At 46.5% G+C, this 23,594-nt stretch carries 22 protein-coding genes; 16 read left to right on the forward strand and 6 right to left on the reverse strand.

What is annotated here, in order from left to right:
• The first annotated feature begins 73 nt into the window (after positions 1-73).
• Both SD450_RS03490 and SD450_RS03495 read left to right on the forward strand, forming a co-directional pair.
• A complete protein-coding gene (locus SD450_RS03490) occupies positions 74-703 on the forward strand; it encodes a class I SAM-dependent methyltransferase (RefSeq protein ID WP_318343538.1) in 630 nt (209 codons plus the stop codon).
• A gap of 34 nt (positions 704-737) precedes the next feature.
• Positions 738-2,006 carry an alpha/beta fold hydrolase gene (locus tag SD450_RS03495; RefSeq protein WP_318343248.1) on the forward strand — a complete coding sequence of 423 codons (1,269 nt, stop codon included), beginning with the start codon at positions 738-740 and terminating at the stop codon, positions 2,004-2,006.
• Here the strand turns inward: SD450_RS03495 and brnQ are convergent.
• A complete protein-coding gene (gene brnQ, locus SD450_RS03500; RefSeq protein WP_318343249.1) occupies positions 2,003-3,280 on the reverse strand; it encodes a branched-chain amino acid transport system II carrier protein in 1,278 nt (425 codons plus the stop codon). The genes SD450_RS03495 and brnQ overlap by 4 nt on opposite strands.
• A gap of 264 nt (positions 3,281-3,544) precedes the next feature.
• Here brnQ and SD450_RS03505 point away from each other — a divergent pair, with 264 nt between their 5' ends.
• Complete coding sequence (locus tag SD450_RS03505; RefSeq protein WP_318343250.1) at positions 3,545-3,808, forward strand: hypothetical protein; 264 nt, start codon at positions 3,545-3,547, stop codon at positions 3,806-3,808.
• Between the two features lie 119 nt (positions 3,809-3,927).
• Here SD450_RS03505 and thiL read toward each other — a convergent pair whose 3' ends face one another.
• Positions 3,928-4,980, reverse strand: coding sequence for a thiamine-phosphate kinase (gene thiL, locus SD450_RS03510; RefSeq protein WP_318343251.1), 1,053 nt, complete (start codon positions 4,978-4,980; stop codon positions 3,928-3,930).
• 214 nt (positions 4,981-5,194) lie between these two features.
• Here thiL and SD450_RS03515 point away from each other — a divergent pair, with 214 nt between their 5' ends.
• From SD450_RS03515 to SD450_RS03565, 11 genes are all read left to right on the forward strand, one after another.
• Entirely contained in the window at positions 5,195-5,524 is a 330-nt protein-coding gene (locus SD450_RS03515; RefSeq protein ID WP_072876713.1) for a HesB/IscA family protein, read from the forward strand.
• A gap of 39 nt (positions 5,525-5,563) precedes the next feature.
• Complete coding sequence (gene sufB, locus SD450_RS03520; protein WP_318343252.1) at positions 5,564-7,009, forward strand: Fe-S cluster assembly protein SufB; 1,446 nt, start codon at positions 5,564-5,566, stop codon at positions 7,007-7,009.
• 81 nt (positions 7,010-7,090) lie between these two features.
• Positions 7,091-7,843, forward strand: coding sequence for a Fe-S cluster assembly ATPase SufC (gene sufC / locus SD450_RS03525; RefSeq protein ID WP_318343253.1), 753 nt, complete (start codon positions 7,091-7,093; stop codon positions 7,841-7,843).
• 29 nt (positions 7,844-7,872) lie between these two features.
• On the forward strand, positions 7,873-8,298 hold the full coding sequence (locus SD450_RS03530) for a four helix bundle protein (protein WP_318343254.1): 426 nt from the start codon (positions 7,873-7,875) through the stop codon (positions 8,296-8,298).
• Between the two features lies 1 nt (position 8,299).
• Positions 8,300-9,616 carry a Fe-S cluster assembly protein SufD gene (sufD, locus tag SD450_RS03535; RefSeq protein WP_318343255.1) on the forward strand — a complete coding sequence of 439 codons (1,317 nt, stop codon included), beginning with the start codon at positions 8,300-8,302 and terminating at the stop codon, positions 9,614-9,616.
• 19 nt (positions 9,617-9,635) lie between these two features.
• Positions 9,636-10,862 (forward strand): aminotransferase class V-fold PLP-dependent enzyme, encoded by a 1,227-nt coding sequence (locus SD450_RS03540; protein WP_318343256.1) that lies wholly within the window; start codon positions 9,636-9,638, stop codon positions 10,860-10,862.
• Positions 10,863-11,022: 160 nt separating this feature from the next.
• The gene (locus SD450_RS03545; RefSeq protein WP_318343257.1) at positions 11,023-11,982 is read left to right on the forward strand and encodes a zinc metalloprotease; all 960 of its coding nucleotides are present in this window, start codon (positions 11,023-11,025) and stop codon (positions 11,980-11,982) included.
• 110 nt (positions 11,983-12,092) lie between these two features.
• A complete protein-coding gene (locus tag SD450_RS03550) occupies positions 12,093-12,491 on the forward strand; it encodes a hypothetical protein (RefSeq protein WP_318343258.1) in 399 nt (132 codons plus the stop codon).
• A 96-nt stretch (positions 12,492-12,587) separates the two neighbouring features.
• A complete protein-coding gene (locus SD450_RS03555) occupies positions 12,588-13,010 on the forward strand; it encodes a SufE family protein (protein WP_318343259.1) in 423 nt (140 codons plus the stop codon).
• Between the two features lie 5 nt (positions 13,011-13,015).
• The gene (locus tag SD450_RS03560) at positions 13,016-13,345 is read left to right on the forward strand and encodes a DUF59 domain-containing protein (protein ID WP_318343260.1); all 330 of its coding nucleotides are present in this window, start codon (positions 13,016-13,018) and stop codon (positions 13,343-13,345) included.
• 69 nt (positions 13,346-13,414) lie between these two features.
• Complete coding sequence (locus SD450_RS03565) at positions 13,415-13,921, forward strand: DUF2480 family protein (RefSeq protein WP_318343261.1); 507 nt, start codon at positions 13,415-13,417, stop codon at positions 13,919-13,921.
• An 82-nt stretch (positions 13,922-14,003) separates the two neighbouring features.
• On the opposite strand, the gene SD450_RS03570 is transcribed toward SD450_RS03565, so the two are convergent.
• Positions 14,004-15,767 (reverse strand): Ig-like domain-containing protein, encoded by a 1,764-nt coding sequence (locus tag SD450_RS03570; protein ID WP_318343262.1) that lies wholly within the window; start codon positions 15,765-15,767, stop codon positions 14,004-14,006.
• Positions 15,768-15,831: 64 nt separating this feature from the next.
• Positions 15,832-17,322: an Ig-like domain-containing protein gene (locus SD450_RS03575; RefSeq protein ID WP_318343263.1), complete on the reverse strand. Its 1,491-nt coding sequence runs from the start codon at positions 17,320-17,322 to the stop codon at positions 15,832-15,834.
• Positions 17,323-17,552: 230 nt separating this feature from the next.
• Between SD450_RS03575 and SD450_RS03580 the strand changes: the two genes are divergently transcribed.
• Positions 17,553-18,485 carry a DUF3078 domain-containing protein gene (locus SD450_RS03580; RefSeq protein WP_318343264.1) on the forward strand — a complete coding sequence of 311 codons (933 nt, stop codon included), beginning with the start codon at positions 17,553-17,555 and terminating at the stop codon, positions 18,483-18,485.
• A gap of 267 nt (positions 18,486-18,752) precedes the next feature.
• Here SD450_RS03580 and hflX read toward each other — a convergent pair whose 3' ends face one another.
• Entirely contained in the window at positions 18,753-19,964 is a 1,212-nt protein-coding gene (hflX, locus tag SD450_RS03585) for a GTPase HflX (protein ID WP_318343265.1), read from the reverse strand.
• 524 nt (positions 19,965-20,488) lie between these two features.
• On the opposite strand from hflX, the gene SD450_RS03590 reads away from it, so the two are divergent.
• On the forward strand, positions 20,489-22,657 hold the full coding sequence (locus tag SD450_RS03590) for a S8 family serine peptidase (RefSeq protein WP_318343266.1): 2,169 nt from the start codon (positions 20,489-20,491) through the stop codon (positions 22,655-22,657).
• A 222-nt stretch (positions 22,658-22,879) separates the two neighbouring features.
• On the opposite strand, the gene SD450_RS03595 is transcribed toward SD450_RS03590, so the two are convergent.
• Complete coding sequence (locus tag SD450_RS03595; protein WP_318343267.1) at positions 22,880-23,593, reverse strand: 3'-5' exonuclease; 714 nt, start codon at positions 23,591-23,593, stop codon at positions 22,880-22,882.
• Position 23,594: the final 1 nt, after the last annotated feature.

The raw sequence follows: 23,594 nt of genomic DNA on the forward strand, positions 1-23,594 counted from the left end.
CCATGTAACAATACCATTTTCCAAGAGTCTTTAGTGTAAACTGCATTCTTTGAAACTGACAGACCAAAAAAGCATGGGCATTGAAAAACATTGGGAAACCGTTTACAGGACCAAGTCTCCCGATCAGTTGAGTTGGACAGAACAAAAACCGCAAACGTCCCTGGACTTGATCCATTCATTTGGCCTGGACAAAACAGCAAAGATCATAGACGTGGGAGGTGGGGACAGCAACCTTGTGGATTGTCTGCTGAATGAAGGCTTTGAGCACATCACGGTGCTGGACATTTCTGCCAAAGCGCTCCAAAAGACTAGGGATAGGCTAGGGGATCGGGCAAAAAAAGTAAATTGGATCGTTGGGGACATCACCGAGTTTGAACCGTGGGAAACCTATGATGTCTGGCACGACAGGGCCATGCTCCATTTTCTTACCTCCCAGGGACAGATTGAAAAATACAAGGAATTGGTCAATAGGGCAACGAGCGGATTTGTCGTACTGGGGGCTTTCTCAAAAAACGGACCTACCCAATGCAGTGGCCTTGAGATACTGCAATATGATGAAGAGAAAATGGAAAACCTCCTCAAGGATGGATTCGATAGGATGGAATGCATCCATAAAGACCATAACACCCCATTCGGCACAACACAGAATTTCATTTTCTGTAGCTTCAAAAAAAGAACGGCCCGGTCAAAAGTTGAAAATTAATCAATATCTTGGTGGGATATCCTAAAATCAAGATATGCAAGTTTTTTTTCAACCCTCAAAGAAATGGTGCGCAAAGGCAATTCCCTTCCTGCTGGTTTTGGTATGGAGCGCTCCCATGAAAGCCCATAATTTTGGAAAAAGCTCCGTGCCACAGGAAATGGCAACAGTTTCCTTGGTGTCACCGGAAAACGGGTCCTATACGGTTTCCCCGGAACTTCCCGCAGATGGAAAAGTGGCCCTTGGCACCGAACTGACGGTCACGGCCACCCCGTCCGAAGGCTATAGCTTGGATGCGGTCTATTACACTTTTAAAGGAGGCATGTGGGGCACCACGAGCGTGGAGACTTTTGTCCCGACCCTAAAAATTGTCGTGGACAAGGACATGTCCATCGGAGCCACTTTTGTGAAGAACAACTTGGTCGAAAACTTGAACGTGACCCACGATGTGGTGTATGCCCAACCGGGCGCCAAACCCTTGAAATATGATGTATATGCCCCTAAAGGGGCAAACGACCTTCCGTGCGTGGTCATTGTCCATGGCGGAGGATGGTCTTCCAACAACGAGGACATCATGAGAGGGTTGGCCAGGGAACTTACCAAGGGAGACCAATATGTGGTCTTCAGCATGGATTACCGCTGGGTGAACAATTTGGATGGGGATGAAACACCCAACTACATGCATAATTTGATCGAGGATGTTTTCGGGGGCATTGCCCACATTCAGGAGCATGCAAAAGCCTACGGTGGCGACCCTACCAAGATAGCCGTTACGGGCGACAGTGCAGGCGGACACCTTTCCGCGGCCGCGGCCGTGCTCAGTCCCATGATAGGGGATGGCGGCTTTGGCACAACGGAAGGCGTTTTTGAATATATGCCTTCATACCTGCCAAAAGGCAAATCTGTGGATGAGGTCAAAAAGGAAATCGTGGACGCCATTAAAGTGGCCGCACCCAGTTATGGACCATTTGATGCCAAGGATTTCAGCAACTTCATCCAGCAGAAAGACCAGGCCTATCTGGACGCCGTGTCACCTATGAAACATGTGCCCAACGTTGCCGACAGGGCCATTCCCCATTTTATTGTGAGAGGTTCGGAAGATGGTTTGATCAACGATGCATTGGTACAACCCTACGTGGACCTTTTGAAACAAAATGGACAAACGGTCGAATACTTGGTGGTAGACGGTGCCGGGCATGCCTTTTTTGATTGGAAACCGGATGCACAGACGCGTGGCACTTTTGCCAAATATGGGGTTCCCTATGCCGCAGAAATGAAATCTTTCTTCGATTCCGTTTTCTACTAGACGACTTTTGCTTCTTGCCGGATAAAACTTGAAATGACAAGGGCTACAACAGCGGGAAGAACCCATCCCAATTGGTGTTGGCTCAAAGGAATCCAAGAAGTATAGGGATGGATGACATCCCCCAGGCCCATGCTTCCCAAAAAATCGGGGATGCTGAACAGTATCGTGGTCCAGACCACGGTCTTAAACACCTTCGGTGGGGTAAGTCTGTCCGGAAGCACATTCAATATGATCAATATGATGGTGATGGGATAAATGAACATCAGGGCGGGCAACGCCACGGCAATGATATGGCCCACATTGAACTGTCCCACCAAAACACCCAATACGCATCCTACAAAAGCGGTGATGCGATAGGCCCGAACGGAGTCGTTGAACTGGCTCCTGATAAAATCCGAAGTACCGGTAACGATGCCCACAGCCGTGGTAAAACAGGCCAGACTGACCAGCACACTCAAAAATAGGTTGGCCGTGTTGCCCAATGTCGCTATGCTGATCCCGCTCAACAAAGCCGTTCTGGAAATGTCTTGGTCAAAGGATTTACCAAAAAGGGCACCGGTCAATATAAGTCCGGCGTAGATGATAAAAAGTCCAAGACCGGCCCAAAATCCGGCAGCACGGATCAATTTTCTCTTATCGGCATAGGCCAGACCTTTTTCCTTCAGGTTGATGGACACGATGATCACGGCACCCACCACCACGGCGCCAATGGCATCAAAAGTTTGGTAGCCTTCCAAAATGCCATAACTGAACGGATTGGTCAAGGAGGAAGGGGCAAAATCAAAATCCAACGTAAAACCTGCAATGACCATGATCAAGACCAATACCAATAAAATGGCCGGCGTGAGCAGTTTTCCGATAAGGTCCAATACCTTGGCCCTGTTGATGGCAAAAATGAAAACCAGCACAAAATAGATGAGGCTGGTGAGCAAATAGGATGAATCCCAAAAAGGCTGGACGGCCATTTCGTGGGTCACGGAGGCTGTTCGGGGCGAGGGAAGCGTTATGGAGATGCCATATATGACAAAGCAATAGACGGTACTGAAGAGCGGCGACACCTTTTTGGCAAAATCGAACATGGTGCCCTGCAATTTGGCATGGGCCAAAATACCAAGTATGGGGACCAAAGCCGCTGACACACAAAACCCAAGGGCCACCAACCACCACATATTTCCGGCCTTGAAACCCAAAAGAGGGGGGAGAATGAGGTTGCCTGCACCAAAAAAGAGGGAGAAAAGGGCAAAAGAGGTGATCGTTAACGATTTTTTATTCATGGGGTGTTGATAAATTATTTTCAATGTGGTATATTTCGAAAATGTAATTCAGCGGAATTATCTGACTTTTTGTCGAATAGCATGCATTTCATCGAAAAAAAGATTTTGTGCAGCCATCCATAAAATAAAAAGTTATCAACATCCGTTGCTATAGAAAGTTCAACCAAAAACAAATTGATATAACAAAAAACTACCAGTAACCAAATTACGGCATTTTTCGATTCCCCAAATCGCATGTATGCTTATCCAAACAACGACCGGCCTATGAAAATTTCTACTTCTCACCATCACCACCAAGGCAACAAATTTTCCTCTTTCTTCTGCAACTTGTTCGGACACCACTATGTGGTTTCCAAAAAAGTAACGGAACACATCAAGGAGTATAAATGTACCCATTGCCACAAAGAGGTAACCACGGATGTCAGCGGCAAGCTTTCCGCCTTGACACCCCAGATGCAGGAAATCAACAGTACATTGGAAGACATGTACCGAAAAAGAAGAAGCAGGGTAGTGCACCAAGTGGCCTAGCCTTTTCTTTTTTTACAAAAAGCCCAAATCTTAATCCCGGAAACTCAAACGAGTACCTACAGCTATTGGTTGCGTGCCCCAAAACCATGGAGTGGGAAATCCTTGATTTTCGGGGTTTTTTATTTTGTTTCGTTGAACGAGTTCCACCCTTGTGCCGTGATAGGGATTTTGGTCTCGGCCCTTGTAATGAGGTGCACCCCTTCACTTTTCTCCGTCATATGTCCGATCACGGTTAAGTTGGGATTTCCTTTGATCTTGGGAAAATCAGCTTGGTCTATGGTGAACAGGAGCTCATAATCTTCCCCCCCGCTCAGGGCAACCATGGTGCTGTCCATCTTGAATTCCTCACAAGTGGCGATGGCCGATGGATCCAAGGGAATCTTGTCCTCAAAAAGATTGCACCCGACATCCCCATGTTTACAGAGGTGGAGGATTTCAGAGGAAAGCCCGTCACTGATATCGATCATGGAAGTGGGCTTGACTTCCAGCTTTTTCAAAAGTTCCACCATGTCCTTGCGGGCCTCTGGTTTCAACTGTCGTTCCACAAGGTAAGAGTAGGGTTCCAGATCAGGTTGACTATTGGGGTTCACCTTGAAGACTTCCTTTTCACGTTCCAACACCTGCAGCCCCAGATAGGCGCCACCCAAATCGCCAGTCACCACCAAAAGATCGTTCGGTTTGCTGCCTTTCCGGTAAACAATTTCATCTTCGTTCGCCGCTCCCATGGCCGTAACACTGATGATCATCCCTTTGGTGGACGAAGTAGTGTCGCCGCCCACCAAGTCCACATGGTACAGCTTGCAGGCCAAGGCCACCCCTTCGTAAAACTCTTCCAAGGCCTCAAGGGGAAACCTGTTGGAAACTGCCATGGAAACCGTCACTTGGGTCGGTAGGGCATTCATGGCGCAGATATCGGAAAGGTTGACCATCACCGACTTGTATCCCAAATGCTTGAGGGGCATATAGCTAAGGTCAAAATGCACCCCTTCCACCAGCATATCGGTGGAAACGATCACTTTTTTGTCCTTGAAGTCCATTACCGCGGCATCGTCACCAATGCCCACGAGGGATGAAGGTTGTTTCAGTTCAAAATTTTGGGTCAAATGGTCAATGAGCCCAAATTCGCCGAGCTCTTCCAATGAGGTACGTTGTGGATTCTTGTCTTCTAGCATTTTGCAAAAGTAAACAGGATCGGCGGAACTTGGCAAGGCTCCATGGAGAAAGGTGAAAAACCCGTAAAGGCCCCGCACGGGGCGTTATAGGAAAAACACACTGCCCAGCATAGAAAACCCCTATGGAATCATTCGTTATTATAATGTTAGTATGTATGGTAAAACCCTACTTAAACAGTATATTTGTAGGCTATTTAGATTAAATTCAAGTAAGATGATTAAAGTATCGGAAACAGCAAAGCTAAAAGTAGTGTCGCTCATGGCCGAGGAAGGCTTTGATGCAACTACCGATTATGTCCGTGTGGGAGTGAAGAGTGGTGGCTGCAGTGGATTGTCTTACGAACTTAAATTTGATAAGTCCGTAGAAGACACAGATAAGATTTTTGAAGATAATGCCGTGCGCATCATCGTGGACAAAAAGAGCTTTTTGTACCTGGTGGGCACCACACTGGAATATTCCGGCGGATTGAATGGCAAGGGTTTTGTCTTCAATAACCCCAATGCCCAGCGCACTTGTGGGTGCGGGGAAAGTTTTTCACTATAAACATTGACTAAAAGCCTTCAATTGGCTAACTTATAAGATATGGCTTATACAGAGGAAGAATTAAAAAAAGAACTGGAGACCAAGGAATACGAGTACGGTTTCTACACGGATATTGAATCGGATACCCTTCCCAAAGGGTTGAACGAGGAGATTGTGATTGCCATTTCCAAGAAGAAGGAAGAGCCCGATTGGATGACGGAGTGGCGATTGGAAGCTTTTCGTGCCTGGCAGGAAATGAAGGAGCCGGAATGGGCGAACGTAACCTATAAAAAGCCTGATTTTCAGGATATTTCTTACTATTCCGCACCCAATAAAAAGCCAAAGTACAACAGCTTGGACGAAGTAGATCCCGAATTGCTGGATACCTTCAAGAAGCTTGGCATTTCGGTGGACGAACAGAAGAAATTGGCTGGAGTGGCGGTGGATATCGTGATGGATTCCGTTTCCGTGGCCACCACTTTCAAAAAGACCTTGGCAGAAAAAGGGATTATTTTCTGCTCCATTTCCGAAGCGATCAAGGAACATCCGGAGTTGGTGAAGAAATACATCGGAACGGTGGTCCCCAAAAAGGACAACTTTTATGCCGCTTTGAACTCGGCCGTATTTTCGGATGGGTCGTTTTGCTACATTCCCAAAGGGGTCAGATGCCCAATGGAGCTTTCCACCTATTTCCGTATCAACCAAGCGGGAACAGGACAGTTCGAGAGAACTTTGGTGGTTGCCGATGAAGGAAGCTACGTCAGCTATTTGGAAGGATGTACCGCACCATCGCGTGACGAGAACCAATTGCATGCCGCTGTAGTGGAATTGATCGCATTGGACAATGCCGAAATCAAATACTCTACCGTACAGAACTGGTTCCCTGGCGATAAGGAAGGAAAGGGAGGCGTGTTCAACTTCGTGACCAAGCGTGGCCTTTGCGAAAAGAACGCCAAGATTTCATGGACACAGGTAGAAACCGGTTCCGCCGTCACCTGGAAATACCCTTCCTGTGTGTTGAAGGGGGACAATTCCATCGGCGAATTCTATTCCATTGCCGTGACCAACAATTTCCAGCAAGCCGATACCGGGACCAAGATGATCCACTTGGGCAAGAACACCAAGAGCACCATCATTTCCAAAGGAATTTCCGCAGGCCAGTCGCAGAACAGCTATCGTGGATTGGTCCAGGTGAGCAGTCGTGCCGAGAATGCAAGAAACTTTTCCCAATGCGATTCCCTGTTGATGGGCAATCGTTGTGGGGCGCATACCTTCCCTTACATTGAGGTGAAGAACAAATCGGCCCAGATAGAGCACGAAGCCACCACAAGTAAAATTGGCGAAGACCAGATTTTCTACTGTAACCAACGGGGAATCGATACCGAAAAGGCTATTGCCCTTATCGTGAACGGTTTCAGTAAGGAAGTGTTGAACAAATTGCCCATGGAATTTGCCGTAGAGGCCCAAAAACTATTGGAAATCAGTTTGGAAGGTTCGGTAGGATAGCTTTGGCCATGCTCAGCTACCCAATATAATTTGGTGATTGAGCGAATTCACAAATAATAAGACAGGATACAATTATACAAGATGTTAGAGATCAAAAATTTACACGCAAGCGTAGAAGATAAGGAAATCCTTAAGGGTATCAACCTAAAGGTGAACGCCGGAGAGGTACACGCCATCATGGGACCCAATGGTTCTGGTAAGAGTACCTTGGCCGAAGTGATCGCGGGCCAAGAAGAATTTGAAGTAGGGGAAGGCACCATCCTTTTGGACGGGGAAGACCTGGAAGAGCTTTCACCGGAAGAAAGGGCCCACAAAGGCGTTTTTCTGTCATTTCAGTACCCGGTTGAAATCCCAGGAGTTTCGGTGACCAACTTTATGAAGACCGCCATCAACGAGTCCAGAAAGGCACAGGGATTGGAAGACATGCCTGCCAATGAGATGTTGAAAAAAATCCGTGAAAAGTCCGAACTGTTGGAAATCGATCGCAAATTCTTGTCCCGTTCCTTGAACGAAGGGTTCTCTGGAGGGGAAAAGAAGCGGAACGAAATCTTCCAAATGGCGATGATGGAACCCAAACTCGCCATTTTGGACGAGACCGATTCCGGATTGGACATTGACGCCCTCCGCATCGTGGCCAACGGGGTGAACAAACTGCGCAGCAAGGACAACGCCATCATTGTGATCACCCACTACCAGCGACTGTTGGAGTACATTGTCCCAGATTTTGTGCATGTACTGTACAATGGAAAAATCGTGAAATCCGGCACCAAGGAACTTGCCCTTGAGTTGGAAGAAAAAGGATACGACTGGTTGAAACAAGAAGCCACCGTCTAGGAGTTTCAAGTTTAATGTTGTTTCAGGTTATGGCTACCGTAAAAAAATTCGAGGATTTGGAAATTTGGCAGGAAGCAAGAAAACTTTCCAAAGAGATAATCCATATTGCAAAAAGTACGGATTTGAAAGACCATTTTAAACTTAGGGACCAGATCAGAGCTTCTTCTGGTTTGGTGATGGATAACATTGCCGAAGGTTTTGAAAGGGACGGGAACCTGGAATTCAGACAATTTCTTTCTATGGCAAAAGGATCTGCCGGGGAGTCAAGGTCACAGTTGTACCGAGTTTTTGATAACGGTTATATTGAAGAGGATGAAATGCTAAAGCTGACTTCAGAATATGAAATACTCAGCAGGAAAATAGCAAACTTCATCAATTATTTGAACAAAAAAGATTTTAAAGGGGTAAAGTTTAGGGAAAACCAAAACTTGAAACCTGAAACCCAAAACCTATAAAATGGATTTGAAAGAAAAATTAGTCTCTTCTTTTTTGGCTTTTGAGGACAGTGTGGATCTAGACCATCCGATACACGAAGTCCGTTCGGAGGCCATCAAGAACTTTGAGGCCAAAGGGTTTCCGTCCAAAAAGGAGGAAGCATGGAAATATACATCGCTCAATAGCCTTCAAAAGGTGGATTTCAGCATTTTCCCAAAAGAGGATACCACACTGGAATACAAGGACGTGAAAAAATATTTCCTCCACGAGATCGATACCTACAAAATTGTGTTTGTGGATGGGGTATACAGCTCCTATCTGTCGGAAACCACACATGATGGGGTAGACGTCTGTTTGATGAGTTCCGCGTTCAGTAAGCCCATGTTCCGTCAAGTGATCGAGGTCTATTTTAACAAGGCGGCATCGCAGGATGAGTCGTTGACTTCGTTGAACACGGCTTTCAGTAAGGAAGGGGCCTACATCTATATCCCAAAGAACAAAATGCCCAAAAAGCCCATCCAGATATTGCATTTGGCCACGGGCAATGAAGCTGCTTTGATGCTCCAACCACGGAACCTGATCGTGGCAGAGGACAATGCAGAGGTACAGATCATAGAGCGCCACCAAAGTTTGACGGACAATGAGGTGTTCACCAATTCTGTGACCGAGATCTTTGCGGGCAAGGATGCCATTGTGGACTACTACAAGGTTCAGAACGATGCCGCGACGGCTTCTTTGGTGGACAACACCTATATTTCCCAAAAGGACAGCAGCGTGGTTCGGGTGCATACCTTTTCCTTTGGAGGAAAGTTGATCCGCAACAACCTGAACTTCTTTCAAAACGGGGAACGCATTGATTCTACCTTGAAAGGCGTGACCATTTTGGGGGACAATCAGCATGTGGACCATCATACCTTGGTGCACCACAGGCAGCCCAACTGTGAGAGCCATCAGGATTATAAGGGAATTTTTGGCGACCGCTCCACAGGCGTGTTCAACGGAAAGATCATTGTGGACAAGATTGCCCAAAAAACGGATGCCTTCCAGCAGAACAACAATATTTTGCTGAGCGACAGGGCCACCATCAACTCAAAGCCCCAATTGGAGATCTTTGCGGATGATGTAAAATGTTCCCACGGCTGTACCATCGGTCAATTGGACGACGAGGCCCTATTCTACCTAAGGTCAAGAGGTATCCCGAAAAAGGAGGCCACAGCTTTGTTGATGTATGCTTTTGCCAATAACGTGTTGGAGAGTGTACGCATTCCCGAACTCAAGGCAAGGGTGAACAAGATCATTGCCAATAAACTGGGCGTACGGGTCGGATTTGACCTGTAAAGAATAAAAAAAGCATACGATGTTGCAGACCGCTTTGGACATACAGACCATCCGCAAGGACTTTCCCATCCTTAATCGTGAGGTGAACGGACAGCCTTTGGTGTATTTGGACAATGCCGCCACCTCGCAGACCCCTCAACAGGTCATCGATGTGATCGTGGACTACTATCATCGCTATAACGCCAACATCCACCGTGGGGTGCATACGCTTTCCCAAGAAGCAACGGACGCCTACGAGTTGGCCCGCCAAAAGATCCAGAAGCATTTCAATATTGGCAAGACCTATGAAGTGATCTTTACATCAGGGACCACACACGGCATCAATCTGGTGGCCACGGGCTTTACTTCCTTTCTAAAGAAAGGGGATGAGATACTGGTGTCTGCCATGGAGCATCATTCCAACATTGTGCCTTGGCAAATGCTCTGTGAACGTACCGGTGCAGTTCTCAAAGTCATCCCAATGAATCAGGAAGGGGAATTGATCATGGAGGAATACCATAATCTATTGTCCAACAAGACGAAGTTAGTGTTCTGTAACCATGTGTCCAATGCCCTGGGTACCATCAACCCGATCGAAGAGATCATAGATGCGGCCCATAAAGTAGGTGCGGCCGTTTTGATAGACGGGGCGCAGGCTGCCGCACACCTCAAACCCGACCTACAGGCCCTTGACGTGGATTTCTATACCGTATCGGCACATAAAATGTGCGGACCGACAGGAGTGGGAATGCTCTACGGAAAGGAAGAATGGCTGAATAAATTGCCACCATACCAAGGCGGAGGGGAAATGATTGCAGAAGTCTCTTTTGAAAAGACCACCTATTCCGATCTGCCCCATAAATTTGAAGCCGGAACACCCAACATTTGTGGGGGCATTGCCTTTGGTGCCGCTTTGGACTATATGGAAAACATAGGTTTTGGCGCCATTGCCCAATACGAGGATGAACTGATGCAATATGCGACGCAGCAGTTGCTCACCATAGAAGGATTGCGGATCTACGGAACGGCAAAACACAAGACTTCGGTGATTTCCTTCAATATTGAAGGTATCCATCCGTATGATATCGGTACCATTCTCGACAAACTGGGAATAGCGGTCAGGACGGGCCACCATTGTGCACAGCCCATCATGGATTTTTATAAGATTCCGGGAACGGTACGTGCCAGTTTCAGCTTTTACAATACCCAAGAGGAAGTGGACAAGCTGGTGGAAGGGGTGAAACGCGCCCAAAGGATGCTTCTGTGATCCAGTTTTAACCCCTTATTTTTTGACCCATCAACTATAACGTTGTAGGAGAATATTCCCACAAATTGTGCATGTTGTCGATTTTTATAACAAAATCTTAATTTCGTGTTAAATTTTAATATATTAGGGCATCATTAACCTTAATTAAATGTTAAAATACATGAAAAAAGTCTTTAAGTATCTTGCCGTTGGTGCCTTTCTATTTGCATCGTGTGAAAAAACCGAAACGACCGTTGAAACGGAACAGGTCCTTGAACAGGAGGTGTTCAAATTGTCTGCAGACCAATGTGGTTCCATGGGTGTTTTGGAAGATAAATTGGCCCTAGACCCCACTTTGGCCATCCGGATGCAGGCCGTTGAGGATCACACCAAAACTGCTTTGAAACAGGGGATGACCCAAAAATTACTTGCCGATGGATCCATTGAGATCCCTGTGGTCTTCCATATTATCTACAGAACACAAAGCGAAAACATCTCACTGGCCCAGATTCAGGATCAAATCGATGCACTCAATGAGGATTTCAACTTGGATAATCCCGGTAGGGCCAGTATCCCAGGGGAGTTCTCTGCTGTTGAGGCCGACATCAACATTACTTTTACACTTCAGGAAGTCATCAGAACCTACAATCGAAGCCGTTCCTGGAGACCAGATGACTCCATGAAGTTTGTTTCTCCAGTGGTCAACCCCGAGGAATATTTGAACATTTGGGTCGTGAACAACATGCCCTATAGAGGTGGAAATATCCTGGGATATGCCCAATTTCCTGGAGGAGATCGTGCCACAGACGGTGTGGTTTTGGACTACAGGTTTACCGGCACCACAGCCTACTCAACCGGAAGAACTGCCACACACGAAGTGGGTCACTGGTTGAACCTCAGACACATCTGGGGAGATGGAGGTTGTGGAGCTTCAGATTTTGTGGATGATACGCCCGATTCTGATGGACCCAGCAGGGGCTGTCCCAATTATCCTACGGTGAGTTGCGGAACCAACGATATGACCATGAACTTTATGGATTATTCCGATGACCCTTGTTTGAACATGTTCACTGCCGGACAAAGAGACCGTATGTGGTCTGTTTTTGCAGCAGGAGGGTATAGAGCGGATATGGCCGACTAAGAACTTTTTTGCTAAATTGAAAGGGGTACCGAATTTTTTCGGTACCTTTTTTTTATCAAATAATCGGTAGTATGAAAGCAGCATATGTGCTTCTATTTTGTGTTTTGAGTATGGCAACATGTAGGGATGTCAAGGAGGAAAAAGATGCGGTCGTGTCCATTTTCTATGAGAGCGGCACAAGAATGTCAACCTTCACCTTTACAATCGACGCCAAGAAGATAGCCATCACCAAAACAGGGTTTGATGCCTATGAAACCGAACTCGAAACACCTGATGAAACGTGGAACCGATTTTTAGGACTTATCTCAAAAATAGACCTAACGGCCTTGGCCAATTTGAGCCCTCCCTCTTCTTTGCACGCTTCGGATAGAGCTGCCTATGGACGATTGGTTATCAAAACAGGAAGTCAGACCTATACATCCCCCATGTTTGATGACAACAACCCGCCTTCAGATCTCAAAGCACTGGTCGAAGAAATCTACAACACGTCAGAAAATATAGGGCGTTGAACTATTACTGATTTTAAAGAGGTTATAACCTTTCTCTATGGACCTTTATTGCATTGATAGCAGTATTGTGGTACCTTTACAATTGAAATGTAAGATATGACCATAGAGCAGATACAGGAAGAGATAGTCGATGAGTTTTCCATGTTCGATGACTGGATGCAACGGTACGAATACATGATAGAACTGGGCAAATCCCTTCCCTTGATAGATGGACAATATAAAACGGAAGACAACCTGATCAAAGGATGCCAGAGCAAGGTATGGGTCCATGCGGAGCTGGATGGCGATAAACTGGTGTTTACCGCAGACAGTGATGCCATCATCACCAAGGGCATCATTGCCATACTGATCCGGGCGTTCAGCAACCAGAAACCGCAGGACATCATAGATGCCGACACCGCATTTATAGATGAGATCGGGTTGAAGGAACATTTGTCCCCCACAAGGGCCAACGGTCTGGTCAGTATGATCAAGCAGTTGAAACTGTATGCGGTGGCCTATCAAACACAGTTAAATTAGACAAGATGAGCGAAGAAACCAATATAGACACCCAAGACTTGGGCGAAAAAATAGTAAGGATCCTGAAGACCATTTATGACCCTGAAATCCCTGTGGACATCTATGAACTGGGATTGATCTACGACGTCTTCGTAAACGAGGATTACGATGTCAAGATCTTGATGACACTTACCTCGCCGAACTGCCCAGTGGCCGAAAGTTTGCCTGTTGAGGTAGAAGAAAAGGTCAAGTCCATTGATGAGCTCAAGGATGTGGAAGTGGAGATCACTTTTGATCCCCCTTGGACACAGGAATTGATGAGCGAAGAGGCCAAATTGGAACTTGGACTTCTGTAAATCAGATGGTAGAAACTAGAATTGAGAACCTAGACGGTCTAACTACTAAAATCTCAATACTCAAATCTAATGGATGAAATCATAAATAGGGTAGCCCAGAGCAAATTGGTCACTTTTGACCTGGAGGATTATTATCCAAAAGGGGAAAGAAAGGTACTAGATATCAAGGACTGGCTGTACGAAGGCATCATATTGCGGGAAAAGGAGTTCAGGGACCATGTGGATGCCCCCGATTGGACCCTCTATCAAGATGCGTATGTTGCGCTGCATTGCTCCACCGATGCCATTGTTCCCGGTTGGGCCTTTATGTTGGTTTCCTCCAAATTGGCACCCTATGCCAAAAAAGTGGTGGTCGGTAGTCCAGAAGATTTGGAAACGGCACTCTATCAGTCCATTTTGGAGAACCTGGATGTTTCGGATTTTACAGATAAACCCGTCATCATAAAAGGATGCTCCCACAAACCCGTCCCTGCGAATGCCTATATCATGGCCATGACCAAGATTCAACAGGTGGCCAAAAGTGTGATGTACGGGGAAGCCTGTTCTTCTGTGCCGCTCTATAAGAGAAAGCAGTGATTTTTTGATAAGTTAAAAGCCCTACCTAAGGCAGGGCTTTCTTTTTTTAAAACTTCAAAGCGAATCAAGAATCCCAAGGACATTATTTTACCACCATGGAATAAATGTTCGCATGCTCCGTGCCATCTGTCAGTTGGAGGTATTCCTCTCCATTTTTCCATATTTTTCCAACAAATTTGCTTCCATTGCTTTCATACCCGGCCACGTAGATGTTCCCATCGACCACACTTATGGATGTTGCGGTGGCACTTCCAGTCCCATCGGTAAGCTCTGTTGGTATTCCGTTTGCCCATACGAAGGCAACATTGACACTGCCATTGTTTTCAAGTCCGGCAACATATTCTGTGCCATCATGGATGTGCAATGCATTGGCAAAAGAAGTTGATGTTCCATCTCCCAATTCACTTTTTTGCCCATTTTTCCATAGGGAAGCTACATTATAGTTTCCAATGTATTCATATCCACTTGCATAGACATCGCCTTCCAGAACCTGTAGTGCCAATACCTTGGCGTTGCCGCTACCATCGGTCAATTGTTGTGATACACCGTTCTTCCAAATGGAGGCAACACCATATGAGCCGATGTTTTCATAACCACCTGCATATATATCGCCATTGTACACATACACAGATTCAACCCCTGAATTACTGTTTCCGTCGGCCAGTTGTTGGGGTACTCCATTTACCCAAACAGTCGCGACATAATAGGTCCCATTGCTTTCAAAACCACCGACATAGACATTGCCATCGGCCACATATACAGATTCTGCACGGGCATCATTGGTCCCATCGGTCAACTGTTGGGGCACCCCGTTCACCCATAGGGTGGCGACATAGTAGCTGCCATTATACTCTTGTCCGGCCACATAAATATCCGTTCCATCCATGAAGACCGAGTATGCATTGGCATCGTTGGTGCCGTCCGTTAATTTTTGTGCCACACCGTTGGTCCAAATAGTGGCCACGGTGACATTGTCCTCCATCTCATGTCCTACGGCATAAGTATTGTTCAGTACATTTACCGTACAAGAGGCGGTAGCATTATCGATTGTGGCGCTTATCACTGCCTTGCCTGCCTTAAGGCCGATTATGTTACCTTCTTCATCCACTTGGGCCACCTCGGTGTCGTCAGATGTCCATACTACAGGACTTGTCTCCTCTACCTCTGCTTCCAATGTGGTAATCGTCAAAACTGCTGTTTGCCCAGAATAAAGGTCCAGGTTTTTAAGGTCGAGCTCCATTTTGGTGATGGGGCCGTCCTTGACTATCACGGTACATTCTGCGGTGGCTTCCCCCACGGTAGCGGTAATGGTGGTCTCCCCGACGCCCAATGGCATAATATTCCCGTTTTCGTCCACAGTGGCCACGGTAACATCACTGCTGCTCCACTCTACTGTTGAACCGGAAATGTCAGTGATCACGCCCAAAGTCTTTGCATAAAACGGATAGGGATACATCACCAGTTCCGTATTGTCCAGTTCTATGGATTCGGGCGAGTTTGAGATGATCACGAAATCCTCGGTAGTGTTGACCGTCTTGCCATTTGCGGTCACTGATATTTTCCCTGTAACAGCACCTTCAGGTACTTCTACCCAAATTTTTTGGACCGAGGCCATCTTTATTTTTGCCTCCACGTTGCCGAACTTTACAATGTTCTTTGATGGGTTTGAGCCGAAATCCTTGCCCGAAAGGACCACCTCCATACCCACTTTTCCAGAGGTGGGCTCGAAAGAGGCTATTGTTGGATTTAGGTCATAAGGTCCTTCCGGACTGTCGTCCTTTCCACAGGCCCATAGAAGACTGATTGTAAGCGATATAACAGTTATTTTTGTAAAAAATGTTTTCATGATGAATGGGTTAAAATGATAGGGTTTTTAAAGAAGGGAAGAGGTATTCCCCTTCCCTTTTTATTTATCTTATAAAAACTGAAGATGCAGAAGCATTGTTGCTGCCATCGGTGAGCAACGTGGGAACTCCATTGATCCAGATTGTGGCCACTGACATGTTGCCCTTACGAGTATTTCCTGTAGCATAGACTTGTCCGTCGAGTACAACTATTGAATGTAGCTCTCCGACCGTTCCTGAGGGTTCTTGCAGCACGCCATTTTTCCAAAGCATTGTTACATAACCATTGGAGTAATAGTTCCCAGCCACATATACATCACCATTGTCCACGTGGATTGCTTCTGCCCGGGTGCTCAGGCTGCCGTCAGAGAGGTATTGGGGCTGTCCATTGACCCAGATAGTGGCAATGGCATTGTTTTGGCCGCTGGTGCTCCCGGCCAAATAGATGTCCTGCCCGGCAAGGAACATAGAGTTTACAACTCCCTTTTCTCCTGATGGCTGTATCAACTGTCCGTTTTTCCACAAAGCAACATAGTTACTGGAATCGTATTGTTCGTAACCTGCTGCATACACATCTCCATCCAGTACTTGTACCGATCTTGCAAAGCTTGTGGATCCGCTGCTTTCAAACTGTTGCTTAACACCATTCTTCCATAGGGAGACAGTGTAATGGGTGTCAGTTTTATCATATCCCCCCGCATACACATCGCCATTGTCTATTACAATAGAATTTGCGGCGGAGCCTTTTGCGAAATTGCTGAGCCTTTCAGGGATTCCGTTTTTCCATAGTGTGGCATATATTATTTCGTTTTCCTCTTCGTAACCTACGGCGTAAACATCCGTTCCGTCCACAGATATAGCATGCACGTAAGAATTGGAGGTCCCATCCATGAGCGGTTGTGCTTCCCCATTTTTCCAGATCATGGCAACGTTCTTGTCCCCATTGTTGATGTATCCACCTATATATATGTTTGGCCTCACTGTAACGGTGCAGAAGGCTTCTAGCCCATCTATGGAGGCAGAAATGATGGCCTTCCCAGGAGAAATGGCGGTAATGGTACCATTGCTGTCCACGGTCGCCACATCTTCATTGTCCGTTTCCCAAAGCACACTGGTGCCGTTCGACCCATCAACAATTGCTTTTAAGGCAGCTGTTTCGAAGGTGAACAAATCCATGGAAACCTTATCTAGTTCCAAGGTTTTGGCTGGATTCTTAATGACAACAAAATCCTCTTTGGTCTCTAGAGTGTAGCCGTAGGCAGTGACATATATCTTCCCAGTGGTTGCACCTTCGGGCACCTTGACCCATATTTTCTTTGCGGAGGCCATTCTCACTTCAGCCTCAATGTCCCCGAACTTTACTATGTTCTTCGGAACGTTTGTTCCAAAACCAATTCCCGAGAGGATTACTTCAGATCCAACAGTGCCCTCCTTGGGAGCGAAACTGGAAATAACGGGATCGAGTTCAACGGGGGCCGGGCCGTCGTCTTTGGCACATGAAATAGCCAAAACAGATAGGACGATCAATAGAAATGATTTTTCCAATATTCTTTTCATAACAAAAAATTTAATTGCAAGAAAAAGAATAATGTTGGTTGCCATTGGTGCTAATTGACGAATGCCCAGTTTGAGTTGACGGATACCCGTTCTGGATTGAGGATTGTTTCTTCAGTTCTCGTTTTTCGAGCCTATTATTGGATTCATTTACCGTTTCTTGACTTTAGTGTACGAAGTGGAATAAGAGTGACATTTCTTACTTTTGCGGTCTAAACAGAAAACTCCATACTATGAAAAAATCGCTTTTGACCGCTATGGCCTTCTTTGTGCTGACAGTGACCTTTGCGCAGACCGAAGAGGAACTGAAAGCCCAAATCGCCCCTAAAAAAGACTCTATTGCCGCCATCCAGTCCCGGGTGAGCGCACTGCAAAAACAATTGGATGCCCTTCCCGGATGGAAAATCGGTGCCTTTGGCACCATCGGAGGTAGCCTTTCCCAGTTCAACAACTGGTTTGCCCAGGGGATTCCCAATAACTCATCGGGGAACATCGGTTTTACCGTAAATGCTTTTGCCAATCTTCAGGAAGAAAAGTTTTTTTGGAGAAATGCGGCCAATGTGAACCTCACTTGGGTAAAATTGGACGATAAGGACGACCCGACCGATGATGATAGCTTCAGACAGGCCACGGATGTCTTCAACATTTCATCCCTCTACGGAAGGAAACTGAGCGAGAAATTTGCCATTTCGGCTTTGGCAGAGTACCGCACCACCATTTTGAGCAATTTTAACGATCCCGGTTATCTGGATCTTGGTGTCGGAGCCACTTGGACGCCCATCTCCGACCTTGTCGTGGTGATCCATCCCCTCAACTACAACTTTGTGTTCAGCAGCGAGGACACTATTTTCGAATCGTCCATGGGTGCCAAGATTGTGGCCGACTATACCAAGCAATTGGGTGCCGTGAGCTTCAAGAGCAACCTTTCCCTGTTCCAAAGCTATAAGAGCAGCGATCTGAGCAACTGGACGTGGACCAATTCCTTCAGTTATTCCCTTTGGAAGATGATAGGGGTAGGATTTGATTTTGGATTGAGGAGCAACAAGCAAGAAACCCTCAACTATATCGTCAACAATGCGCCGACCCCTGATCCGACCGCCACGTTTGATACCATTGACAACGAACTACAAACGTATTGGACCTTGGGCTTGAGCTATAAGTTCTAAACCTAGTTCCAGATACTAAAAAAGCCCTCTAAATGAGGGCTTTTTTTGTGGGGTGAAATATGATTTTTCAAGTTTTTAAGACCATGGTCTAAGTAGGTTAAGATCACATAGATCAAGGTTCGACACTAAATGACTTAAAAACAATGTGAAAGTAGTCCGCACATGGTTAACCCCTAAATTTTTGTTGTGAACTGCCCAAAAACTGTGGTGGAAAGGACCTAGGGGAACATTTAATCGGAAAAGGGGGACACTTTGTTCCGAACGGTTTTAATATTCGTCCAGTTGTTCGGGATAAAGGAAGTTGTTGTATGGAAAACGGGTCACGTGGATTTCCCTCACTTCATCATACACCCGCTTCCTGAACTCGTCCAGATTTTCCTTGTTCAGTGCCGAAATAAAAAGGGCACGGTCCCCAATTTTGTTGAACCAGGTATTCTTCCATTCCTCCAGGGTGAAGTGGGCCGAAGTCCGTTCCGTCACCAAGTCGTCCTCATCAATGGTCTCTGGGGTGTATTGGTCTATTTTGTTGAAGACCATAATGGTCTCCTTGTCCATACTGTCTATTTCACCCAAAATTTGGTTCACCGAGTCAATGTGTTCCTCAAAATTGGGGTGCGAGATGTCCACCACGTGCAACAACAGGTCGGCTTCACGTACCTCGTCCAAAGTGCTTTTGAAACTTTCCACCAACTGAGTGGGCAGTTTTCGGATAAAACCTACCGTATCGCTCAACAAAAAGGGAAGGTTGCCAATGACCACTTTGCGTACTGTGGTGTCCAGTGTGGCGAAAAGCTTGTTCTCCGCGAACACGTCGCTCTTGCTGATGACGTTCATCAAAGTGGACTTGCCTACATTGGTATAGCCCACCAGTGCCACACGCACCAAGGCCCCTCGGTTGCCCCTTTGGGTTTCCATCTGGCGGTCTATCTTGGCGAGTTTCTTTTTGAGCAGGGCGATGCGGTCCCGCACGATCCGTCTATCCGTTTCAATCTCCGTTTCACCCGGACCACGCATCCCGATACCTCCACGCTGCCTTTCCAAGTGGGTCCAAAGCCCTGTCAATCGGGGCAAAAGGTATTCGTATTGGGCCAATTCCACCTGCGTTCGGGCATAGCTGGTCTGGGCCCTTTGGGCAAAAATATCGAGGATGAGACCGGTTCGGTCCAAAATCTTGCACCGGAGTATCTTTTCAATGTTTTTCTGTTGTGCAGCCGTGAGTTCGTCATCAAAGATGACGGCACCTATCTCATTTTCATTGACATAGCGCTCCACTTCTTCCATTTTTCCAGCACCGATATAGGTCTTGGGGTTGGGCACTTCCACGCGTTGCACAAACCTTTTTTCGACCTCGCCCCCGGCCGTATAGGTCAAAAATTCGAGCTCATCCAAATATTCCGTTACCTTGGTTTCATCCTGTGCTTGGTTGATGACACCTACCAGCACGGCCTTCTCATAATCTATCGACTTCTTTTCTAGCATCAAAAGGGATTAAAGTGCAAATCTACACAATGTTTTGGAAGCTTATTTTTGTACTTTCGGCTAATATTGACCCAATCCGAAAAAGAACCCTTCAAATCGTATAATCTAGAGAATCAATTTACAATCTTGAGAATTTTTTCGACACCAAGGATGACCCCCCCATAGTCTTGACGATGATTTTACGTCCGAAGGTTTTCGCAACTGGAACGAGTCCAAATTTCGGAACAAGGCCTGCAAAATTGTAAGGACCCTTTCGGAAATAGGAAGGCTTTGCTGTGGAATCATATTTGGAAGGGTACGGCGATCATTTTCCTATCTACATGGCTTTGGAAGAGACCCACGATAAATGAAGGAAAAATAATACACATCAAAAAATCCGATTTTCACAACAGCTTTAAGAAAAGTGTAGGACATTTCATCGAATAAAGCCTGTGTTTTATCGATGATTTTGATAAATGTCAATATATTCGTAGTCCAAACCTTACCTAAACTTAACTATGTGCTACGGAACACCCACTAAACCTATGAGAGTAATCTTACTCATTTTGGTTTCCTTTTTGGGGATTCTCACCGCTGTTGGTCAATCCCAAAAGGCCAAAGATCAGATTCGTACTACATATAACCAAGGAGGTATGGCTTCCATCATAGCTGAATGGGAAGCAGAACACCAATCAAAGAAAATGATGATCGGTCAGCTCGTTGCGTCAAAGGCATACAGACAGACCGAAAAGGCAAACGATGGTTCCAAAATAGAGTTGAGAGATATCGGGACCGATGGCACCCCTCTTTTTTATACGACCCTGAACGACCCAGCTTCGCAAACTTCCCGAGCGCACACCCTATACAATGAAGGACTTTTGAACCTTGGATTGAACGGCGGCGGCATGGAAGTAGGGGTTTGGGACTCCGGCGTGGCACTGACCACGCACCAAGAGTTCGATGCCAGGGCAAACAATGCCGATGGATCCAGCGAGATCAGTCTGCACGCCACATTGGTGACAGGAAACCTCATATCCTCCGGCGTGGAACCCAATGCCAAGGGGGTTGCCTATGGGGCCAATGCCATGACCCACGATTGGAACCGTGACAAAATTGAAGTGGCGGAAGCGGCTGTGAATGGATTGCTGTTGAGCAACCATTCCTATGGAATCCTTTCCGATAGGGTTCCCGATTGGTATTTTGGTGCCTACATCAAGGTGTCCCAAGATTGGGACAAGATCATGTACAATGCTCCCTATTATCTTATGGTGACTGCTGCCGGAAACGCGCAGAACTCCAATGACAATGCAAGCCCTAATTTTGGGAAAACAGCAGATGGTTTTGACCTTTTGCTTGGATTTACGACCACCAAAAATGGGTTGACGATTGCTGGGGCCAATACGGAAATTGGCAGCAAAGGAGAGTTGGTCAAGGCCACCGTGGCAGGATATAGCAGTTTTGGGCCAATGGATGACGGTCGGGTGAAGCCTGATCTTGCCGGGGATGGGTCCAATATCCTTTCCACAAGCTCATCCACCAATAGCAGTTATCAAGTATCTTCGGGCACATCCATGGCCGCTCCGGGCGTCACAGGATCCCTTTTGCTCTTGCAACAATACCACGAAGAACTTTTTGGCACTTATATGAAAGCGGCCACGCTCAAAGGTCTTGCGCTCCATACGGCAGATGATGTGGACGCCAAGGGACCCGATTACAAAATGGGTTGGGGAGTCATCAATGCCAAAACAGCTGCTGAGGTACTACAGAACAAAGAATACACCACGTTGGTGAACGAAGAGAGCTTGGCCAATGGCGAAAGTTTTTCCATCACCATATCTGCAAAGGGGAACGAGCCCTTGATGGCCTCCATTTCTTGGACAGATCCTGAAAGCGAATATGTGAACAAGGGCGACTTGAACAGTACCATAGCTGCCTTGACAAACGATCTCGATATCAGGATCACCAAAAACAACGAAACGCATTTGCCCTGGAAATTAAATCCCGCCAAAGCGAACGATGCTGCCACCAAAGGGGACAACAAAGTTGACCCTTACGAAAGGGTGGAGATTGCCAATGCTTCAGGAGTATATACCATCACCATTACCCACAAAGGCAACCTAAAGAACGGATTTCAGGATTTTTCACTTATAGTTTCCGGGGCCCAAATTTCCAAATGTTCCATAGAGCAACCCTCGGATTTTGCTTTGGCATCATTCACCGATGAAGGAGCGACTCTTTCTTGGGGGGAAGCCGAAGAAACCCTCTTCGAAGTGCAGTATAAAAGTTTGGATGAAAATTCTTGGAAGACCGAGTTGGTGTGGGAGAACCAGATTGAACTTGGTAACCTGGAACTGGGCAAGGTCTACGAGACCCGTGTCCGCTCCATCTGTGCCGAGAACGCCGTTTCCGAATTTTCAGAAACCATCACCTTTGAATTTCAGGGCGAAGAGACCCAAATGATGGAGTTGGAGACATTGAGCTATCCCCAGGAGCTGAACATTTCCGTGTTCCCCAACCCCGCTGTGGAATACCTGAACGTGGAGGCCGAACTTTCCCAAGACGCGCAATACTCCATAGTCACCACTTCCGGCAACACGATAAAAAAAGGCAAGACGCAGGGCTCCATCAATGTGTCCTCCCTATCTACCGGGCTGTATGTACTGGTGGTACAGGATTACTCTGGCATCAAGAGCACCAAATTCTACAAAAACTGATTGCTATGGAATCCTTTCAAATCAATCCCCATTTTAACGGGGAAACCCGAAAGTTGGAAAAGTTCCTGAAGTTGATCTTCCTTCCGATCATTCTTTTTTAGATTTTTCGCATCCCTTCGACTTACTTCGACTACGCTCAGCAACCAACGTTCAGGGTGACAGTTCAAAATGACATTGCAATTGCATTCGAGAAAATTAGTGCCATTTGTGTCTCACAGATCATCATACTTTTTTGATTTCTTCGTCGGACAGCAGCTCCTCATTGCGCATTCGTAGGAATACTTGTGCCGTGGTCACCACGTCCAATTCGCAGTAATTGATGATTCGGTCCAGACCATTTTCCTCATAGAAGACATCCTTCACCATACTGCCATCCATATCCTCTTTGGGAGAAGGGATTCCCAGTACGTGGGCCAATAGTTTCAACGAGGTATAGTGCTTGTAATCCCCAAATTTCCATAGCTCCAATGTGTCGAGATGGGGGACTTCCCACGGTTTTTTTCCAAAAAGGTCCAATTTGTAGGGCAGGTTGATGCCATTGATGACCATTCTGCGGGCGATGTACGGAAAATCGAACTCCTTGCCATTGTGGGCGCACAGAAGGTGCTTAGTCTGACTGAAATGGTCCTTTAAAAGCTGTTTGAATTGTTTTAAGATCTGAATCTCCTCCCCGTGAAAGGAAGTGACCCTAAAGCTTCTGGAATCCCCTTTAAAGGTAAAATACCCGACGGAAATACATACGATCTTGCCAAATTCGGCCCAAATGCCAGCGCGCTCATAGAAATCCTCGGCACTGATCTCCTCTTTTCGCTGGTATTGTGTTTTTTGTTCCCAGAGCACTTGTGAAGTCTCATCAAGGTCGGTGAAAAGCCGGCTTTGGGGTACGGTCTCGATATCCAAGAATAGGATATGGTCCAGGTTAAGTTTGTAAAGCATG

The organism is Flagellimonas baculiformis, from assembly GCF_033441575.1.
In the GTDB taxonomy this organism is placed as follows: Bacteria; Bacteroidota; Bacteroidia; order Flavobacteriales; family Flavobacteriaceae; genus Flagellimonas; species Flagellimonas baculiformis.

Coding starts and splice junctions, on each gene's coding strand:
- SD450_RS03490 (WP_318343538.1), top strand. CDS start 74: ATGGGCATTGAAAAACATTGGGAAACCGTTTACAGGACCAAGTCTCCC.
- SD450_RS03495 (WP_318343248.1), top strand. CDS start 738: ATGCAAGTTTTTTTTCAACCCTCAAAGAAATGGTGCGCAAAGGCAATT.
- brnQ (WP_318343249.1), bottom strand. CDS start 3,280: ATGAATAAAAAATCGTTAACGATCACCTCTTTTGCCCTTTTCTCCCTC.
- SD450_RS03505 (WP_318343250.1), top strand. CDS start 3,545: ATGAAAATTTCTACTTCTCACCATCACCACCAAGGCAACAAATTTTCC.
- thiL (WP_318343251.1), bottom strand. CDS start 4,980: ATGCTAGAAGACAAGAATCCACAACGTACCTCATTGGAAGAGCTCGGC.
- SD450_RS03515 (WP_072876713.1), top strand. CDS start 5,195: ATGATTAAAGTATCGGAAACAGCAAAGCTAAAAGTAGTGTCGCTCATG.
- sufB (WP_318343252.1), top strand. CDS start 5,564: ATGGCTTATACAGAGGAAGAATTAAAAAAAGAACTGGAGACCAAGGAA.
- sufC (WP_318343253.1), top strand. CDS start 7,091: ATGTTAGAGATCAAAAATTTACACGCAAGCGTAGAAGATAAGGAAATC.
- SD450_RS03530 (WP_318343254.1), top strand. CDS start 7,873: ATGGCTACCGTAAAAAAATTCGAGGATTTGGAAATTTGGCAGGAAGCA.
- sufD (WP_318343255.1), top strand. CDS start 8,300: ATGGATTTGAAAGAAAAATTAGTCTCTTCTTTTTTGGCTTTTGAGGAC.
- SD450_RS03540 (WP_318343256.1), top strand. CDS start 9,636: ATGTTGCAGACCGCTTTGGACATACAGACCATCCGCAAGGACTTTCCC.
- SD450_RS03545 (WP_318343257.1), top strand. CDS start 11,023: ATGAAAAAAGTCTTTAAGTATCTTGCCGTTGGTGCCTTTCTATTTGCA.
- SD450_RS03550 (WP_318343258.1), top strand. CDS start 12,093: ATGGCAACATGTAGGGATGTCAAGGAGGAAAAAGATGCGGTCGTGTCC.
- SD450_RS03555 (WP_318343259.1), top strand. CDS start 12,588: ATGACCATAGAGCAGATACAGGAAGAGATAGTCGATGAGTTTTCCATG.
- SD450_RS03560 (WP_318343260.1), top strand. CDS start 13,016: ATGAGCGAAGAAACCAATATAGACACCCAAGACTTGGGCGAAAAAATA.
- SD450_RS03565 (WP_318343261.1), top strand. CDS start 13,415: ATGGATGAAATCATAAATAGGGTAGCCCAGAGCAAATTGGTCACTTTT.
- SD450_RS03570 (WP_318343262.1), bottom strand. CDS start 15,767: ATGAAAACATTTTTTACAAAAATAACTGTTATATCGCTTACAATCAGT.
- SD450_RS03575 (WP_318343263.1), bottom strand. CDS start 17,322: ATGAAAAGAATATTGGAAAAATCATTTCTATTGATCGTCCTATCTGTT.
- SD450_RS03580 (WP_318343264.1), top strand. CDS start 17,553: ATGAAAAAATCGCTTTTGACCGCTATGGCCTTCTTTGTGCTGACAGTG.
- hflX (WP_318343265.1), bottom strand. CDS start 19,964: ATGCTAGAAAAGAAGTCGATAGATTATGAGAAGGCCGTGCTGGTAGGT.
- SD450_RS03590 (WP_318343266.1), top strand. CDS start 20,489: ATGAGAGTAATCTTACTCATTTTGGTTTCCTTTTTGGGGATTCTCACC.
- SD450_RS03595 (WP_318343267.1), bottom strand. CDS start 23,593: ATGCTTTACAAACTTAACCTGGACCATATCCTATTCTTGGATATCGAG.